Below are 17,087 nucleotides of genomic sequence, written 5' to 3' on the forward strand. Positions count from 1 at the left end.
AACAGAGAAGCAGACCAAGGCTAATTGAGGCAGACCGCCCACAATGAAATACCGTTCGGAGAATTATCATGGCACAAGTCATCAACAGTAATATTGCATCGCTGAATTCGCAACGTAACCTGACCGCATCGCAAACCAGCCTGTCGACTTCGCTGCAACGCCTGTCGTCGGGTCTGCGCATCAACAGCGCCAAGGACGACGCTGCTGGTCTGGCGATTTCGGAGCGTTTCACGTCGCAGATTCGCGGCAATACCACGGCTGCACGTAACGCCAACGACGGCATCTCGCTGGCGCAAACGGCCGAGGGTGGCTTGAGCACCGCCGGCGACCTGCTGCAGCGTATCCGCGAACTGGCCGTGCAGTCGGCCAACGGCACCAACTCGGACTCCGACCGCAAGTCGATCCAGAACGAGGTATCGGCCCTGTCGCAAGAGCTGGACCGCGTTGCCAACACCACCCAGTTCAACGGCCAGAACGTGCTGGACGGCTCGCTGACCTCGGCCCAGTTCCAGGTCGGCGCCAACTCCGGCCAGACCATCAACATCGGCGTGTCCTCGGCCAAAGCAACCGACCTCGGCAACAACACCGCCACCTCGGCCTACGGCGTCGCCACCGTGATCTCGGAAGCCATCACCGGTAACAAAAACAACGTTGCCGCTGCAGAAACCCTGACCCTGAGCTCGGGTGCCGGTGTCACCACCAACGTTGCCGTCAACGTCAGCGACAGCGCCAAAGCCATCGCGGCCGCCGTCAACACCCAGAGCGCCAGCAGCGGCGTGAAAGCCTCGGCCGCCACCACTGCGACCCTGTCGGGCAGCGATCCGCTGACCCCAGCGACCCAGACCGCGATGAAAGATGGTTCCTACCAGTTCACGCTGCGCGGTAGCAACTCGGTCGCCAACGACAAAGAGTCGAGCGCAGTGACCATCTCAGCCCAGGTCAAGGGCGGTGATGTCTCCTCGCTGGCCCAGGCCATCAACGCCCAGAGCGGCACCACCGGCATCAGCGCTTCGGTCAAGATGAACTCGGCAGGCACCGCCAAGGAAATCGTGCTGTCCAATAACACCGGCGACGACATCCAGATCCAGAACACCAACACCGCAGCCGACGACGGCCTGAGCGGCGCGTTCCTGCGCGGCGCCGACAAGCCAGCGTCGGGTTCGACCGCCGCCAAAAACGCCCTGGGCGTGGCCATCGGCGCCGGCGGCACCGCCGACACCGTGGACAACTCGGGTGCCACCCCGGTCATCACCGCCGGCGTCGGCTCCAGCGTGACCGTGGGCGGCCACCTCGACTTCTCGGCCGACAGCGGCTTCTCGATCAGCAGCACCGGCGCATCGATCGTGACCGCGACCCAGGCCAGCGCCCTGCAATCGGTGTCCAAGCTGGACGTCAGCACCGTGACCGGCTCGAATGCGGCGCTGAAGACCATTGACGCGGCACTGAACCAGATCAACAGCAACCGTGCTGCACTGGGTGCGATCCAGAACCGTTTCGCCTCGACCATCTCGAACCTGAACACCGCTACCGAGAACTTGTCGGCCTCGCGTAGCCGTATCCAGGATACCGACTTCGCTGCAGAAACCGCGACCCTGACCCGCGGCCAGATCCTGCAACAAGCCGGTACCGCGATGTTGGCGCAAGCGAACTCGCTGCCGAACGGTGTACTGTCGCTGCTGCGTGGCTAAAATCCGGGGATAAGACGGCGCCGCAAGCGCCGCTTTAACCAGGTTCCCCGGCTGATTCCATCAGTCGGGGATTTTTCGTAAAGGGAAGCATCATGACTATCGATACCATAGGCTCGGCCAGCACGGCCCGCACCGCCGACCGCGCACCGGTCAGCTCGGATGCCGCCGCCGCCCAAGGTGCGGCACGCGCGCCGGCCACCGCCGTCGAGACTGCCGCCGCCGTGAAAGCGCCGTCGGCCGCCCCGTCGCTGGACCAGGTCAACCAAGCCGTGTCGCAGCTGAATAAATCGGTGCAGGCCAAATCGCAAGGCCTGGAGTTCTCCATCGACAGCGACAGCAAGCGCACCGTGGTCAAGGTGGTCGACCAGACCACCAAGGAAGTGTTGCGCCAGATTCCAACGCCTGAAGCCTTGGAAATCGCCAAATCGCTGGAATCGGGTTCCGGCACCGGTCTGCTGATCCAGCAAACCGCCTGAAGCGGCCGCGCCTGGAGCGCGCCGCTTTTTCTTCCCCTATGGCATCCTGAGCCCAGGAGCGCCGCCGCTACCATTGCTGCCGACCAATAATCGCGCCAGCCATCATCTTGTCAGCCATTGTGGCTGCCGCTTTTTTCAGCTTAGTGCGAACTGGCGGGTAATCGCCCCTCTCAAGTACGGTTTGATTCTGCCGATATTGTCTTATATTATTGTTTTACACAGGAGCACCAAGTGGGCATCTCTACTCCCGGCATCGGCTCAGGCTTGCAGGTCAACGACATCGTCAGCAAACTGATGGCGGTCGAGTCTGCGCCTCTGGCGGACTTTGACAAAAAGTCGGCCAGCTACCTGGCGCAGGTGTCAGCGTTTGGCAACCTGTCCGGAGCGCTGAGCTCCTTCCAGTCCTCGCTCGCCAGCCTGACCTCGCTGTCGAGCTTCCAGACCCGTACCGCCACCCCCAGCGACACCGGCGTGATGACCGCCACCGCCACCGGCGAGGCGCTGCCGGGCAGCTACCGCGTCAACATCACCCAGGTGGCGCAGGCGCAGACGCTGGCCTCGGGCGGCTACAAGAGCACCACCGCCGCCATCGGCCTGGGCGCGAAAACCACGATCAACTTCGCGCTGGGTACGGTCAGCGGCGGCACCTTCGGCATCACCGGCACCCAGCTTGGCGCCAGCCTCAACACGAGCGGCCTGACGCCGGGCTCGCTCACCATCAACAACACCGCGATTGCCACCGACGGCAGCACGCGCAGCGCGCGCCTGCTGGCCGACGCCATCAACGCCAAGAGCAGCACCACCGGCGTGTCGGCCAAGGCCGCCACCACCGCCACCAGCGCCACGCTGTTTGGCAGCGGCGGCGCCAGCACCTATGGCGACATCGACACCAGCGGCGGCGGCACCTACACGCTGTCGGTCGGCGGCGTGGAAATCGCCGTGCAGCAAACCGGCGTGGCGGGCGGCAGCGGCATCACCGGCGCCTCGCTGGACGCGGCGCTGACCGGCGACACCGCCGTCACCCGCGCCCTGGCCGAGGCCAACATCACTGTCAGCGGCAGCGTGGCCGGCGGCGACCTGCAGTTCAAGAATGCGGACGGCAACAATATTGCCGTGACCGAAACCGTGAGCGGCGCCGTTACCGGCGGCATCGGCAATAGCGGCAGCGCCAACAATGGCTCCAACACCACCGCAGTCGGCTCGATCTCGCTGATTTCCGCCGACGGCAGCCCGATTACCGTGGCCGGCACCAACCCGGCCGGCGCCGGCCTGACCGCCGGCACCGGCGGCGCCTACCTGGGCACCAGCTTTACGGCCGACGCCAGCCGTACCAGCGGCAATATCGTCATCGACAGCTCGAACAATACCTTGCAGGGCATCATGGCCGCCATCAACAAGGGCGGCTTCGGCGTCACGGCCAGCATCGTGTCGGACGGCAGCACCGGCACCGGCGCCACGCCCAACCACCTGATCCTGACCTCGACCGCGACCGGCGTCGCATCGACCATGAAGATCACCCTGTCCGGCTCCGGCGGCAACCCGCCCGATCCCGACCTGGTGGCCCTGATGGGCTACGACCCGGCCGGCACCCAGAGCCTGTCGCAAACGGCCGCCGCCGCCGACACCAAGGCCACGGTCAACGGCATCGCCGTCACCAGCGCCGGTACCAGCATCACGGGCGCCATCCAGGGCGTGACCATCAGCGCGCTCAAGGTCGGCACCAGCACCCTGTCGGTGGCCACCGACAGCAGCTCGCTGACCAGTTCGGTGAGCGGCTTTGTCACCGCCTACAACGCCCTGAGCAAGCAAATCAGCACGCTCGGCGCCTACGATCCCGACACCAAGACCGGCGGCCCGCTGCTGGGCGACTCGACCCTGCGCGGCCTGCAATCGGCGCTGCGGCGCCAGCTCTCGACCACGATTACCGGGCTGCAGGGCACCTCGCTGACCAGCCTGTCGCAGATCGGCATCTCGTTCCAGAAAGACGGCACCCTGGCGCTCGATAACAGCAAGCTGAGCACAGCAATCAGCAACAACTTTGCCGATATCCCGGGCCTGTTCGCGGCAGTCGGGCGCGGCACCGACCCCGATATCAAGTTCGCCAGCTCGTCCAGCAAGACCCTGGCCGGCGACTACCGTATCAACATCACCCAGCTGGCCACCAAGGGCACGCTGGCCGGCAACCTGGTCCTGCCGGCCGAGACCACCATCGACGCCGACACCACCTGGACCGTGACGCTGAACGACACCAAGCCGGCCACGCTGGCCAATACCGCCACCATCTCGCTGCCAGCGGGCAATTACAATCCGAGCCAGCTGGCCACCCTGCTGCAGTCGGCGATCAATGGCGTCAGCGCGTTTTCCACCGCCGGCGCCACCGTCAGCGCCACGGTGGGCGATGACGGCAAGTTGTCGCTGACCTCGACCCGCTACGGTTCCAAGTCCAATATCCACGTCAGCAGCGCCACCGGCACCGATGTCTCGGCCGCGTTTGGCACCGGCGCCTCGGTCGACGGCCTGGACGTGGCTGGCACCATCGGCGGCTACACCGCCACCGGCGACGGCCAGTCGCTGACCGGCGCGGCCGGCGCACCGATCGAAGGCCTGAAGCTGACCGTGACCGGCGACACCATCGGCTCGCGCGGCACCTTCGGCTTCTCGCAGGGCTATGCCTACCAGCTCAATACCCTGGCGTCCGGCTACCTGGGCAGCACCGGCGCGATCGCCAGCCGCACCACCGGGTTGAACAACACCGTCAAGGACATCACCAAGCAGCGCGATACCTTCAGCGCGCGCCTGGTGGATGTTGAAGCGCGCTACCGCGCGCAGTACACTGCACTCGACACGTCGATTGCCAGCATGAATTCCACCGCGTCATTCTTGACGCAGCAGTTCGCGGCGATGGCCAAGGCCTGACCGCGTACGCATTAACAGGAGATAAAGTATGTTCGGATCTCGACAAACTGGTGTCAGCGCCTATGCCAAGGTTGGCATGGAAACCGGCGTGGTTGCCGCCAGTCCCCACAAGCTGATCGTGATGCTGTTCGACGGCGCCCTGGTGGCGCTGAGCACGGCCCTGAGCGGCATGCGCACTGGCAATATCGGCGAGAAGGGCAAATCGATCTCCAAGGCCATCATGATCATCGACAGCGGCCTGCGCGCCGCGCTCGACAAGAAAGCCGGCGGCGAGATCGCCGAAGGCCTGGACGCGCTGTACGAGTACATGAGCGCGCGCCTGCTGACGGCCAACCTCAACAACGACGCCACCATCATCGAAGAAGTGCAGCGTTTGCTGACCGAGTTGCGCGACGCCTGGAACGCGATCGCCGACACCCCTGCCGCCACCGGCATCCACCCCGCCAACAACCTCGCGAGCGCCTGATTTATGATGACGATTCAAGATGTTTTATCCGTGTACGCCGCGATGGCCGACCTGACCGAACAGATGGTGCAGGCCGCCAAACGCAGCGACTGGGATGCCCTGGTCTTGCTGGAACAACGCTGCGCCGCCCACGTGCAGACGCTGCGCGAACACGAGCCGCCACAGCCGATGAGCGGCGCCGAGCGCGAACGCAAAATCGAACTGATCCGCCAGATGCTCAACGCCGACCGCCAGATCCGCGACCTCACCATGCCGTGGATGGCCCAGCTGTCCAAACTGATCAACGCCACCGGTACTGAACGGCGCATCGTCACCGCCTACGGTAGCGTCTAAAGCAGGCGCGCGCCATGTTGCCGCGCCTGGACGCCGCCATCGTCACGCCGGTCAAGCCGGCTGACGGCGCCGGTGCGGGCGTTGCCATCGGCGATGGCCGCCAGGCGGCTTTCCAGCGCGCGGTGCAAAGCCTGGTCGGCCAGACCGTGCCGGCCGAGGTGCTCTCCAAGCTCAAGGACGGCAGCTACCTGGTCAAGGTGGCGGAAAATTCCGTGCGCCTGATGCTGCCGGGCGACACCCAGGTCGGCACCAGCGTGCCACTGACCGTGCTCACGGCCCAGCCGCGCCCCACCTTCCAGCTCGGCACCAGCACGCCGGGCGCCGCCCCCACCCTGTTGTACACCGATGCCGGCGCGGCCGAGGGCGGCGAGGCCGCCACCCTGCCATCGCAAGGCGCCGTGGTGCTGCCCGGCAGCGGCAAACCGGCCAGCGGCGCGGCGCAAGGCGCGCCCGGCCAGCCCGGTGCGCCCACCACTGGCGCTGGCGCCGGTGCCGGCGCACCAGCCGATGCCGACGCCGCTCCCGGCCAGCTCCAGCCCGGCCTGCCCGGCACGCCAGCCAGCGGTGCCGGCGCCACTGCCGGCAACCCGGCCGCCAACAGCGGCAACAGCGCCGCCACCGGCCGTCCCGGCTTGCCGGCCGGAGCCGCCCCCGACACCCCCGATGCCCCTGCCGGCAACGCCGCGCAAGCTGGCCGCCCGGCCATCGCTGCCGGCAATGCCGCCCTGCCGAATCCCGCCGCCGCCCTGGCCACGCCAGCCGGCGCGGCACAAGCGCAAGCGGCCGCCACGCTGGCGGCAGGCAGCGCCGGCTCCGCCGTCCCGGCCGACGCCGTCAAGCCGCAAAGCCTGGCCGCCACCCTGCTTGGCAAGGCGCCGCTGACGCCGGCCAGCGAGCTGCCCGAACTCAGCGCCAACACCCCGCAAGCGACGCTGAGCAGCGCCGCGCGCGTGCTGACCACTGTGCTGAGCACCGCGCAAGCGGGTCAGGCGGCGCAAGCGGCGCTGATCGGCAAGACCGCGTTGTTCGGCAACGCCGCGCCCGACACCGACGCGCTGGCGCAACAGCTGCACGAGACCATTTCCAAGAGCGGCCTGTTCTATGAATCGCACGTGGCCGAATGGGTCAAGGGCGAGCGCCCGCTGGCCGAGCTGATGCGCGAGCCGCAGATGCAGCGCCTGCTGCAACAGCAAGGCGGCGAAACTGCCGCGCGCGCCGCCGCCGGCGGCCCCGACCTGAGCGCCGCGCAAATGATCAACCAGCAGCTGCACACGCAGGAGCAAAACCGCGTGCTGTGGCACGGCCAGGCCTGGCCCGGGCAAGAAATGCAATGGGATGTGCGGCGTGAGCAGCGCGAAGGCGGCCAGGGCGGCAACGGCGATGCCGACGGCGAGCCGGAACAGATCTGGCGCAGCGGCGTGCGCTTCCGCCTGCCGCTGCTGGGCGCAGTGTCGGCGGCGGTGACGCTGGTCGGCGAGCAAGTCCACATCCAGGTGCAGACCGACAGCGACGGCAGCGCCGTCACGCTGCGCGCCTATGCCAGCCAGCTGGAAAGCGCGATGGCGGCGGCCGGCGCGCAATTGTCCTCGCTGACCATCAGCCAGGAGGACGATCATGGCTGACGAAGCCGCGCGCAAGCCGCTGCAGCAGGCGGTGGCGCTGGCCTACGACAGCGGCAAGCCCGCCCCCAAAGTGGTGGCCAAGGGCCGCGGACTGGTGGCCGAGCAGATCATCCACGTGGCGCAGGAAGCCGGCGTGGCCATCCATGAGTCGAAAGAACTTGTGTCCCTGCTCATGGAAGTTGATCTGGACCAACAGATCCCGCCTATTCTTTATCGTACAATTGCGGAACTATTAGCGTGGCTATATCATATTGAAGCAGCGCAAAAGTCTGGTATGCCCCTGCCTCCGGCGCCGGACACCAGCATCCCCTTGACCGAAATTTGACCGAACTGGCTTTAGATGTACCCACACTTTCAGGATGCGGAATTGGAAAACTGGCACGATTTTGAAGTCGAATCACGACGGGAAATCTTCTCCCTGCTGCGCGGTATCGGCGAAAAAAACCAGTTGATCCGCATGCTGATCCAGGGCGAGTCGGACGTCTGCGTGACCTCCATCCTCGACGTCGACGAAGCGGCCAACATCGTCTACCTTGACTGTTCGATCGACCAGGAGCAGAACAAGCGCATCCTGGCCTCGCGCCGGCTGTCGTTTGAAACCACGCTGGACAAGGTGCGCATCCTGTTTGCGGCCGACCAGATCGAGCAGACCCAGTTCGAAGGCAACCCGGCCTTCAAGATTCCGTTCCCGGACACCCTGATCCGCTTGCAGCGGCGCGAGTACTACCGCATCGCCACGCCGGTGACCAACCCGGTGCGGGTGCAGATCGCCCTGCCGGCCGAGCTGGGCGGCCCGACCACCTTCCCGCTGGCCGACATCAGCTGCGGCGGCATCGCCATCCTTGACAACAAAATGGTGCTGGGCGACGCCATCGGCAAGAGCTACCTGGACTGCAAGATCGACCTGCCGGAAATCGGCCCGATCACCACCGCGCTGCAGGTGCGCAACTCGCTGGACCTGACCCTGCTGAACAACAAGACCAACCGCCGCCTGGGCTGCGAGTTCGTCAACATCCCACGCGGCGCGCTGGCCAGCGTCCAGCGCTACATCACCAAACTCGAACGCGAACGCAACGCCCGCATCGCCGGCCTGACTTAAGCGCCCCCCCCCCCGCGCCGCCAACAGGCAGTAGCTCAGACTAGACCCTGAAAAATAAAAAAGCCCTGAAGTTGGACCGTAACTTCAGGGCTTCAGTTCAGTTTGTCCGAGCTTAAACCTGCATGTTCATGATGTCGTGGTAGGCCGACACCAGCTTGTTGCGCACCTGGATCGTGCCCTGGAAGTTGATGCTGGCTTTTTGTTGCGCAATCATCACATCCGACAGGCTGACGCTGTCATCCCCCATCGCAAACTGTTTGCTCAAGCCATCGGCCTCGACCTGGCTGGCGTTGACGGCGTCCAGCGACTTTTTCAGGGCGTCGGAGAAATTCGCCTTGGGTACGGCGGCCGGCTCGGTCGCGATCACCGGCGGCTGCAGGTCCGGCTTGGTCGCGTGCGCGCGCAGCTGCGCTATCATGGCTTGGATTCGACTACTGTCAATTCCACCTGTAATCATTGCTAACTCCTTTTTAAACGTGGTGCCAGAATAACAAGGACCACGCCAGCCCCCTGCATTGAGCAGGACCGTAAACGGCGCTCTGTTCCCCCTATTGAATTTCCAAAATACAAGCAATAATGGCGGTATTCCTTAAAGAACCCTCAATCGGGACCCAACCATCATGGCCGTAGCGGAAGAGATCGACAACGACACAGCAGCCGGCGCGCAAGACGACGGCGTCGAGAAGCTGCCCTTCATCCAGACGCCGATGGGGCGCAACTTCCTGCGCGCCGCCGGCGCGGCCGCCATCGCCGCCATCCTGGTCGGCCTGTGGCTATGGAACAAGCCGCCCGACTACGCGGTGCTGTTCTCCAACTTCACCGACCGCGACGGCGGCGCCATCACGGCCGAACTGGACAAGCTCAACATCAAGCACAAGTTCGCCGACAACGGCACCGCCATCCTGGTGCCGGCCGACCAGGTGCACGACATCCGCCTCAAGCTGGCGGCCCAAGGCTTGCCGAAAGGCGGCACGGTCGGCTTCGAGCTGATGGAAAACCAGAAGCTGGGCGTGTCCCAGTTCGCCGAGCAGGTCAATTACCAGCGCGCGCTCGAAGGCGAGCTGGCCCGTTCCATCATGTCGCTGGCGCCGGTGGAAAACGCCCGCGTCCACCTGGCGCTGCCGAAGCCGTCCGTGTTCGTGCGCGACCAGCAAAAACCGACCGCCTCGGTGATCGTTACCCTGCGCACCAACCGCATGCTGGATGCGCAGCAGACCGGCTCCATCATCCACCTGGTGGCGTCCAGCGTGGCCGAACTGACCCCGGCCAACGTCACCGTGGTCGACCAGGCCGGCAACCTGATTTCCGAGCAAAACAAGCCGGGCGCGATCGCCAACGCCAAGCTCGACGAGCTGCAGCTGAAATACGTCAAGGACCTGCAGGCGCAGGTGATCAAGCAAGTCGAATCGATCGTCGCGCCGATCGTCGGCGAAGACAATGTGCGCGCCGAGGCAGTGGCCGATGTCGACTTTGCCAAGATCGAGCAGGCCTCCGAGAACTACAAGCCGAACTCGCCCCCGGCCGCCTCGGCCATCCGCAGCCAGCAAACCAGCGAGACCAACGGCAACAACAGCACCAACAATCCGGGCGGCATCCCGGGCGCGCTGTCGAACCAGCCGCCGGGCACCGCCACCGCCCCGCTCAACCAGACCGCCCAGGCCAACGGCCCCAACGCGCCGCCGCCGGGCACCGTGCCCGGCACCGTCAACCCCAACGCCGCCGGCGGCACCAGCCACAAGGAATCGACTACCAACTACGAAGTCGATAAAACCGTGCGCTACGAGCAACGCGGCATGGGCGGCCTGCGCCGCCTGACCGTGGCGGTGGTGGTCAACTACAAGCGCATTGTCGATAAGAACGGCAAAGTCACGGTAAAAGCCTATACTCCTGAAGAGATGGCCAAGATCAACGACCTGGTCAAGCAGGCGATGGGCTACAACCAGGATCGCGGCGACGCCGTCAGCGTGGCCAACTCGCCGTTCGATGGCGTCGACAAGCCGTACGAGCCGCCGCCGGAATGGTGGAAGGACCCGGCCAACTTGCCGATGGCCAAGGATCTGGCGAAGTTCCTGATCACCGCCCTGATCTTGCTGTACATCGTGCTGCGCATCGTGCGTCCGATGATGCGTCCGGTGTTCAAGAAGATCGACGAGATCAACGCGCCGGAGCCGGAACCGGAAGTGCCGGAGGAAGTGGTCGAGGAAGGTCCGGACGAAGCGCTCATCGCCGAAGAAGAACTGCGCAAAATGGAAGAAAACACCGCGCGCAGCTACCGCGACAACCTCGCGATGGCCAAGAAACTGGCGGTGGAGGACCCACGCATTGTGGCCAACGTGATCAAGGAATGGATAGGCGCAAATGACTGAGAATACCGGACTGCAAAAGGCCGCCATCCTGATGCTGGCGATGGGCGAGACCGAGGCCGCCGAGGTGATGAAGTTCCTCGGCCCGCGCGAAGTGCTCAAGCTGGGCGCGGCGATGGCCACCATGAAGAACGTGCCGCACGAGGAAGTGGTCGGCACGCTGGACAATTTCCGCGACATGGTGGCGGCCGCCTCCACCGTGGGCCTCGATTCGGACGAGTATATCCGCCAGGTGCTGACCAAGGCGCTGGGCGACGACAAGGCCTCGGTGCTGCTGTCGCGCATTCTGGGCGGCAAGGACGCCTCGGGCATCGAATCGCTGAAGTGGATGGATTCGCAATCGGTCGCCGAGCTGATCCGCAACGAACACCCGCAGATCATCGCCACCATCCTGGTCCACCTCGAGCGCGACCAGGCCTGCGAAATCCTCGGCCACTTCACCGACCGCCTGCGCAACGACGTGGTGCTGCGGATCGCCACGCTGGACGGCGTGCAGCCGGCCGCGCTGCGCGAGCTGAACGACGTGCTCACCAAGCTGCTGTCGGGTAACGAGAACATCAAGAAATCGACGCTGGGCGGCGTGCGCGCGGCGGCCGAGATCCTCAACTTCATGTCCGGCGAGCAGGAAAGCTCGGTCATGGACAATATCAAGAACTACGACAACGACATGGCGCAGAAGATCATGGACGAGATGTTCGTGTTCGACAACCTGATCGATATCGACGACCGCGGCATCCAGCTGCTGCTGCGCGAGGTGCAGTCCGAGATGCTGATCATCGCCCTGAAGGGCGCGTCGCAGGAACTGCGCGACAAGATCTTCAAGAACATGTCGGCGCGCGCCTCGGAAATGATGCGCGAAGACCTGGAGTCGAAAGGTCCGGTGCGCCTGTCGGAAGTGGAAACGCAACAAAAGCAAATCCTGCAAATCGTGCGCCGCCTGGCCGACGAAGGCCAGATCGTGCTAGGTGGTAAAGGCGAGGATTCCTTCGTTTAAACATGGTCATACATACGAAAGAACAGCAGACGGCGTTCCAGCGCTGGGAGATGACGTCGTTCGGCGACGAACGGCCGAGTTCGATCGCCCAGCGCGAAGCCGAGCAGCGCGAACGCGACGCCGAGAACGCGCGCCTCGAAGCCGAGCAGCGCGTGCAGGACGCCTTGCAGGCGCAGCAGGAACAAATGGAAATGGGCCCGCCGCTGCCGCCGCCCACCGCCTACCCGACGGTCGAAGAGCTGGAGCAAATCCGCGAAGACGCGCGCAAGGAAGGCTATGAGGAAGGCCATGCGGCCGGCCACGCCGACGGCCATGCCGAAGCCACCGAAGCCGGCCTGGCAGCCACCAGGGAAGAATTGCAGCACGTACGCGCGCTGGCCGACAGCTTCAGCGAAGCGCTGCACGGCGCCGACCAGCTGATCGCCAACGAGGTGCTGGACCTGGCGCTGCAACTGGCCAAGGGCATGCTGAAGAACGCGCTGCAAGTGAAGCCGGAACTGATCCTGCCGATCGTGCGCGACGCCATCGAATACCTGCCGGTGCTGCAGCAGCCGGCGCTGCTGGTGCTGCATCCGGACGACGCCGCCACCGTGCGCGCCGGCATCGGCGAAGAGCTCGACAAGGGCGGCTGGCGCGTGGTGGAAGATCCTTCGGTCGGCCGTGGCGGCTGCAAGGTCGACACCGCCAGCAACCAGATCGACGCCACCGCCGCCGCGCGCTGGCAGCGCCTGAGCCACGCGCTCGGCAAAGAAGTGGACTGGCTGGCCTGATCATGGACGCCGCAACTGCTCCCGCCCCTGCCGCCAACGTCCACGCCGGGCGCTGGAAATCCTACCTCAACGATTGCGCCGAACTGGTCGGTTTTGTCGAGCCGATGCAGGTCTCGGGCCGCGTCACGCGCGTGGCCGGGCTGGTGATGGAAGCGGTCGGCCTGCGGCTGGCCGTGGGCGCCGCCTGCACCGTGCCGCTGCCGGCCGGCGGCAAGATCGAGGCCGAAGTGGTCGGCTTCGAAGGCGACAAGCTGTTCCTGATGCCGCAGTCCGACGTCGAAGGCGTGGTGCCCGGCACCCGCGTGTTCCCGGTCGAACCGGCCATCCCCAAGCCGGGCAGCGTGACCCATCCGCGCCGCCGCCCGAGCGACCGCGCGCGCCACCTGCCGGTCGGCCCGGAACTGCTGGGCCGCGTGCTGGACGGCGCCGGCCGCCCGCTGGACGGCCTCGGCCCGCTCAACACCACCGACAGCGCGCCGATCAACACCCGCCCCGCCAACCCGCTGGGCCGCGCGCCGATCGCCGAAACGCTGGACGTGGGCGTGCGCTCGATCAACGCCATGCTGACCGTCGGACGCGGCCAGCGCATGGGCTTGTTCGCCGGTTCCGGCGTCGGCAAGTCGGTGCTGCTGGGTATGATGGCGCGCTACACCGAGGCCGACATCATCGTGGTCGGCCTGATCGGCGAACGCGGACGCGAAGTCAAAGAATTCATCGAGCAAATCCTCGGCGAGGAAGGCCTGGCGCGCTCGGTGGTGGTGGCGGCCCCGGCCGACACGCCGCCGCTGATGCGCCTGCAAGGCGCGGCCTACGCCACCGCAATTGCCGAGCACTTCCGCGACAAAGGCCAGAACGTGCTGCTGATCATGGACTCGCTGACCCGCTACGCGATGGCGCAGCGTGAAATCGCGCTGGCCATCGGCGAGCCGCCGGCCACCAAGGGCTATCCGCCGTCGGTGTTTGCCAAGCTGCCGATCCTGGTCGAACGCGCCGGCAACGGCGAAATGGGCGGCGGCTCGATCACCGCCTTCTACACCGTGCTGACCGAGGGCGACGACCAGCAAGACCCGATCGCCGACTCGGCGCGCGCCATCCTGGACGGCCACATCGTCCTGAACCGCCGCCTGGCCGAGGCCGGCCACTACCCGGCCATCGACATCGAGCAATCGATCAGCCGCGCGATGCACTCGATCACCTCGCCCGAGCACCAGAGCAAGGCGCGCCAGCTCAAGCAATTGTTCTCGCGCTTCGAGCGCAGCCGCGACCTGATCAGCGTCGGCGCCTACGCCGCCGGCACCGATCCGGTACTCGACCAGGCGATCCAGCTGCACGACCGCATCGAGCATTTTTTGCAACAACAAATCACCGAACGGGTGACCATGAGCGAGAGCTTGGGCCAACTTACCTCTCTATTCGACTGATTGACGCAGTACCCCGCCACCTATAATTAAGCTAAGAATATGGCTTCCAAAGCGCAATTAGAAACCTTGATGGACCTGGCGCGGCGCGAAACGGACGATGCCGCCAAGCGGCTGGGCATTGCCCTGAAAGCCGTGGATGACGCCAGGCAAAAGCACCAGATGCTGGTCGGCTACCAGAACGAGTACATCAAGCGTTTCGAGGCGGCGCAGGCGGCGGGCATTACACCGATGGCTTACCGGAATTTCGTGGCGTTCATCGAAAAGCTGGACACTGCGGTCAAGGGCCAGCTCGACATGATCAAGCACGCCGAGCACCGCAGTGAACAGGAAAAGGCCGCGTGGCAAGCCAGCGAGCGCAAGCGCATGTCCTACTCCACCCTGAACGACCGGGCGGATGCCGCCGCGCTCAAGCTGGAAAACAAGCGCGACCAGAAGCAAATGGACGAGCACGCAGCAAGGCAGGCGTACTACAAACGATGACATTCAGAGAGCGCGAAACATGCAAACCCCTAATCTCCAGATTCCTACCCTGAACGCCAATGCAGTGGCCGCGCAAAAAACCAATGTCAGCTTCGGCGCCGGCGGCGACAACGACGCCTTCAAGCAAGCGCTGTCGCGCGAGATCGACCAGCGCAGCAACAACGAAAGCAGCAGCGCCAGCAGCAAGCAGCCGACCCGCGCCGCCGAGCGCCCTGCTTCGCGCGCTTCGGCGCCGAAACAGCAGCAGGCCGCGCCGGCCAGGCAAGCCGAATCCAACAACGACGCCGATGCGCCGCAGCCAGCCGCTGCCGCCGCCAGCACCGAAGTCGCCGCCGCGCCGGCCAAGAGCGCCTCGAGCGACACCGAAAGCAGCAGCGCCGATAGCAACAGCGCCAGCAGCGACGCCCAGGACGCACAAGCCGCCGATCCGGTGGCCGACATGCTGGCCCTGGTTGCCGCCTTCAACCAGCCCGCCGCACCGGCCGCCGCGCCGGCCACCGACGCAGCAGCAGCGGGCGCAACCGGCGCAAGCAGCGCCACGCTGGGCGCCACCGCCAGCGGCGCTGCCGATGCAGCAGCTGCTGGCGCAGCGGCCGCCGCCGCACAAGCCGCCATCGCAGCCGCCGCCGACAAAGCTGGCGCGATCGCAAACGCGCCGGCCGCCGTGGCAACTGATGCCGCTGACGCCGCAGCAGCCGACGCTGCAGCCGCGCTGGCCGCCACCGCCGGCGCCGATGCCGCCGCCCTGCAAGCCGCACAAGACCAGGCCGCAGCCGCCACCGACTTCAAGACCGCGCTGGGCAAGGCCGGCTCCGCTGCACAAGCGGCTGCCGACGCGGCAGCGGCGGCCGCCGCTGCGGCCGCACTGAGCGCCGCCAGCGGCAAGACTGACGCCAGCCTGACGCCGGAACTGGCCAACGCCGCCGCCAGCAGCGCCAAGGCCGACGCCCAGCCAGCTGCCGAGGTGGCCGACGCCAGCACCGCGACCGTGGCCGACACCGCGCCGAAAGCTGGCGCCGACGTCATCAACAAGATCGAAACCAAGGCTGCGCCGGCCGGCGAGGCCCAGCCGCAAGTGTCGCAGACCCAGCAGCAACAGCAGGCCGCCGATCCGGCCCAGCTGGCCGCCGCGTCCAACACCACCACCGCCAGCGCCGAGACCACCGCCGTGCTGAAGGAAGCCACGATCACCGTCGCGCCGACCGCCAGCCACGCCGCGCAGGAACTGGCCAAGGCCGCCAGCGCCGTCCCGACCGACAAGCTGAGCAGCCGCGTCGGCACCCAGCAGTGGGACCAGCAGCTCGGCCAGAAAATCATCTTCATGGCCGCCGGCGGCGAGCAGAGCGCCACGATGGAACTGAATCCGCCGGACCTCGGCCCGCTGCAAGTGGTGCTGAGCGTGAACAAGGACCAGGCCACCGCCGCCTTCAGCTCGGCCGCGCCGGAAGTGCGCCAGGCGCTGGAATCGGCGCTGCCGAAACTGAAAGAGATGATGAGCGAAGCCGGCATCCAGCTCGGCAGCGCCACGGTCTCGGCCGGGATGTCGGATCAGAACAACAGCGCCTACAGCCAGCAAGCCAGCTCGGCGCAAAGCGGCAGCGGTAACGGCAGCAGCCGGGGCGGCGCCGGCTACGGCCGCGACACCGGCAGCGACGCCGAGGCAGCGCGCACCACGCAAGCCGCGCGCCGCTTGCCGGCCGGCGCGGTCGATACTTTCGCCTGAGCGCACGCCGCCATCGCACACAACCGGGAGCGGCAACCCTGCCCTCCCGGTTTTGTTGTCTGTTACACTACGGAAACGCCAAGCAGCAGCGGGAACGCCCCTCTTTTCAGCGGATCCAACTGCGCAGGCCTGACCGATAATGACATAATGGCGGCGTGATCCACTCCCGCTGCAAGAAGGGCTACTTTGAAAGCGAACCCAAAAATGAAAGCCGATCAGAAAGTTGAAGCGCCTTCCGGTGGCGGCAGCAAGAAACTGATCATCATCATCCTGGCTGTTGTGCTCATCCTCGGCGCGGCGGGCGGCGGTGCGGCCTGGTTCTTCTTGCACGGCAAGGCCGATGCGGAAGAGCATGACGACACGCCGGTCAAGAAGAAAAAATCGAAGAAGCCGGTCGGCCCGCCGGAATACGTGCCGGTCGAACCGTTCACGGTCAACCTGCAGCCGGGCGAAGCCGGCACCGACCAGTACCTGCAAATCGCCTTCACGCTGGAGGTGGGCGGGCTGGAAGAGAAGGAAAACGTCAAGGCCAATATGGCCAAGGTGCGCAGCCGCATGCTGTTGCTGTTGTCGAGCAAGCGCGCCACCGATATCAATACGCCGGAGGGCAAGGTCCAGCTGGCCAAGGAAATCATTGCGCAACTGCGCGAACCGTTTGAAGACCGCGGCTCGCAGCAGGAAATCGAGGACGTCCTGTTCACGTCCTTCATCATTCAGTAACACAGAGAATCACCGA

16 protein-coding genes are annotated in these 17,087 nt (G+C 65.7%); 15 read left to right on the plus strand and 1 reads right to left on the minus strand.

All coding sequences use genetic code 11. The annotated features are described in order from the left end of the window. The first annotated feature begins 68 nt into the window (after window positions 1-68). From BMZ70_RS12725 to BMZ70_RS12760, 8 genes are all read left to right on the plus strand, one after another. Window positions 69-1,688 (plus strand): flagellin N-terminal helical domain-containing protein, encoded by a 1,620-nt coding sequence (locus tag BMZ70_RS12725; protein ID WP_092274527.1) that lies wholly within the window; start codon window positions 69-71, stop codon window positions 1,686-1,688. Between the two features lie 92 nt (window positions 1,689-1,780). Beyond that, window positions 1,781-2,164: a flagellar protein FlaG gene (locus BMZ70_RS12730; RefSeq protein WP_092274530.1), complete on the plus strand. Its 384-nt coding sequence runs from the start codon at window positions 1,781-1,783 to the stop codon at window positions 2,162-2,164. A gap of 231 nt (window positions 2,165-2,395) precedes the next feature. Next, complete coding sequence (fliD, locus tag BMZ70_RS29220) at window positions 2,396-5,080, plus strand: flagellar filament capping protein FliD (protein ID WP_092274533.1); 2,685 nt, start codon at window positions 2,396-2,398, stop codon at window positions 5,078-5,080. A gap of 28 nt (window positions 5,081-5,108) precedes the next feature. Further along, entirely contained in the window at window positions 5,109-5,546 is a 438-nt protein-coding gene (fliS, locus tag BMZ70_RS12740) for a flagellar export chaperone FliS (protein WP_092274536.1), read from the plus strand. A gap of 3 nt (window positions 5,547-5,549) precedes the next feature. Further along, on the plus strand, window positions 5,550-5,879 hold the full coding sequence (locus tag BMZ70_RS12745) for a flagellar protein FliT (protein WP_092274539.1): 330 nt from the start codon (window positions 5,550-5,552) through the stop codon (window positions 5,877-5,879). A 14-nt stretch (window positions 5,880-5,893) separates the two neighbouring features. Further along, the gene (locus BMZ70_RS12750) at window positions 5,894-7,501 is read left to right on the plus strand and encodes a flagellar hook-length control protein FliK (protein ID WP_092274542.1); all 1,608 of its coding nucleotides are present in this window, start codon (window positions 5,894-5,896) and stop codon (window positions 7,499-7,501) included. Beyond that, window positions 7,494-7,826 carry an EscU/YscU/HrcU family type III secretion system export apparatus switch protein gene (locus tag BMZ70_RS12755; RefSeq protein ID WP_092274544.1) on the plus strand — a complete coding sequence of 111 codons (333 nt, stop codon included), beginning with the start codon at window positions 7,494-7,496 and terminating at the stop codon, window positions 7,824-7,826. The genes BMZ70_RS12750 and BMZ70_RS12755 overlap by 8 nt, the downstream gene beginning before the upstream one ends. A 15-nt stretch (window positions 7,827-7,841) precedes the next feature. Further along, window positions 7,842-8,600 carry a flagellar brake protein gene (locus tag BMZ70_RS12760; protein ID WP_092274547.1) on the plus strand — a complete coding sequence of 253 codons (759 nt, stop codon included), beginning with the start codon at window positions 7,842-7,844 and terminating at the stop codon, window positions 8,598-8,600. A gap of 112 nt (window positions 8,601-8,712) precedes the next feature. Here the strand turns inward: BMZ70_RS12760 and fliE are convergent, their stop codons facing one another. Then, window positions 8,713-9,057: a flagellar hook-basal body complex protein FliE gene (gene fliE / locus BMZ70_RS12765; protein ID WP_092274549.1), complete on the minus strand. Its 345-nt coding sequence runs from the start codon at window positions 9,055-9,057 to the stop codon at window positions 8,713-8,715. A 163-nt stretch (window positions 9,058-9,220) separates the two neighbouring features. Here fliE and fliF point away from each other — a divergent pair, with 163 nt between their 5' ends. The 7 genes from fliF (at window position 9,221) to fliL (ending at window position 17,071) form a co-directional block, all read left to right on the plus strand. Then, window positions 9,221-10,966, plus strand: a complete 1,746-nt coding sequence (gene fliF / locus BMZ70_RS12770) for a flagellar basal-body MS-ring/collar protein FliF (RefSeq protein WP_092274552.1) — start codon at window positions 9,221-9,223, stop codon at window positions 10,964-10,966. After that, the gene (gene fliG, locus BMZ70_RS12775) at window positions 10,959-11,957 is read left to right on the plus strand and encodes a flagellar motor switch protein FliG (protein WP_092274555.1); all 999 of its coding nucleotides are present in this window, start codon (window positions 10,959-10,961) and stop codon (window positions 11,955-11,957) included. The genes fliF and fliG overlap by 8 nt, the downstream gene beginning before the upstream one ends. A gap of 2 nt (window positions 11,958-11,959) precedes the next feature. Beyond that, entirely contained in the window at window positions 11,960-12,727 is a 768-nt protein-coding gene (locus BMZ70_RS12780) for a flagellar assembly protein FliH (RefSeq protein WP_092274557.1), read from the plus strand. 2 nt (window positions 12,728-12,729) lie between these two features. Continuing rightward, window positions 12,730-14,148: a flagellar protein export ATPase FliI gene (gene fliI, locus BMZ70_RS12785; RefSeq protein ID WP_092274560.1), complete on the plus strand. Its 1,419-nt coding sequence runs from the start codon at window positions 12,730-12,732 to the stop codon at window positions 14,146-14,148. A 39-nt stretch (window positions 14,149-14,187) separates the two neighbouring features. After that, window positions 14,188-14,628, plus strand: coding sequence for a flagellar export protein FliJ (gene fliJ, locus BMZ70_RS12790; protein ID WP_092274563.1), 441 nt, complete (start codon window positions 14,188-14,190; stop codon window positions 14,626-14,628). Between the two features lie 19 nt (window positions 14,629-14,647). After that, window positions 14,648-16,351 carry a flagellar hook-length control protein FliK gene (locus BMZ70_RS12795; protein ID WP_092274566.1) on the plus strand — a complete coding sequence of 568 codons (1,704 nt, stop codon included), beginning with the start codon at window positions 14,648-14,650 and terminating at the stop codon, window positions 16,349-16,351. A gap of 204 nt (window positions 16,352-16,555) precedes the next feature. Further along, window positions 16,556-17,071: a flagellar basal body-associated protein FliL gene (gene fliL, locus BMZ70_RS12800; RefSeq protein ID WP_092274568.1), complete on the plus strand. Its 516-nt coding sequence runs from the start codon at window positions 16,556-16,558 to the stop codon at window positions 17,069-17,071. Window positions 17,072-17,087 lie beyond the last annotated feature (16 nt).

Origin of the sequence: Duganella sp. CF402, assembly GCF_900109645.1 — a bacterium.
GTDB lineage: Bacteria > Pseudomonadota > Gammaproteobacteria > Burkholderiales > Burkholderiaceae_D > Rugamonas.

Excerpts from the sequence above, each read along its gene's own strand:
- BMZ70_RS12730 (WP_092274530.1), top strand. The coding sequence starts at position 1,781 with ATGACTATCGATACCATAGGCTCGGCCAGCACGGCCCGCACCGCCGAC.
- fliI (WP_092274560.1), top strand. The coding sequence starts at position 12,730 with ATGGACGCCGCAACTGCTCCCGCCCCTGCCGCCAACGTCCACGCCGGG.
- BMZ70_RS12755 (WP_092274544.1), top strand. The coding sequence starts at position 7,494 with ATGGCTGACGAAGCCGCGCGCAAGCCGCTGCAGCAGGCGGTGGCGCTG.
- BMZ70_RS12745 (WP_092274539.1), top strand. The coding sequence starts at position 5,550 with ATGATGACGATTCAAGATGTTTTATCCGTGTACGCCGCGATGGCCGAC.
- BMZ70_RS12795 (WP_092274566.1), top strand. The coding sequence starts at position 14,648 with ATGCAAACCCCTAATCTCCAGATTCCTACCCTGAACGCCAATGCAGTG.
- fliG (WP_092274555.1), top strand. The coding sequence starts at position 10,959 with ATGACTGAGAATACCGGACTGCAAAAGGCCGCCATCCTGATGCTGGCG.
- fliE (WP_092274549.1), bottom strand. The coding sequence starts at position 9,057 with ATGATTACAGGTGGAATTGACAGTAGTCGAATCCAAGCCATGATAGCG.
- fliF (WP_092274552.1), top strand. The coding sequence starts at position 9,221 with ATGGCCGTAGCGGAAGAGATCGACAACGACACAGCAGCCGGCGCGCAA.
- BMZ70_RS12725 (WP_092274527.1), top strand. The coding sequence starts at position 69 with ATGGCACAAGTCATCAACAGTAATATTGCATCGCTGAATTCGCAACGT.
- fliJ (WP_092274563.1), top strand. The coding sequence starts at position 14,188 with ATGGCTTCCAAAGCGCAATTAGAAACCTTGATGGACCTGGCGCGGCGC.
- BMZ70_RS12750 (WP_092274542.1), top strand. The coding sequence starts at position 5,894 with ATGTTGCCGCGCCTGGACGCCGCCATCGTCACGCCGGTCAAGCCGGCT.
- BMZ70_RS12780 (WP_092274557.1), top strand. The coding sequence starts at position 11,960 with ATGGTCATACATACGAAAGAACAGCAGACGGCGTTCCAGCGCTGGGAG.
- fliS (WP_092274536.1), top strand. The coding sequence starts at position 5,109 with ATGTTCGGATCTCGACAAACTGGTGTCAGCGCCTATGCCAAGGTTGGC.
- BMZ70_RS12760 (WP_092274547.1), top strand. The coding sequence starts at position 7,842 with ATGTACCCACACTTTCAGGATGCGGAATTGGAAAACTGGCACGATTTT.
- fliL (WP_092274568.1), top strand. The coding sequence starts at position 16,556 with ATGAAAGCCGATCAGAAAGTTGAAGCGCCTTCCGGTGGCGGCAGCAAG.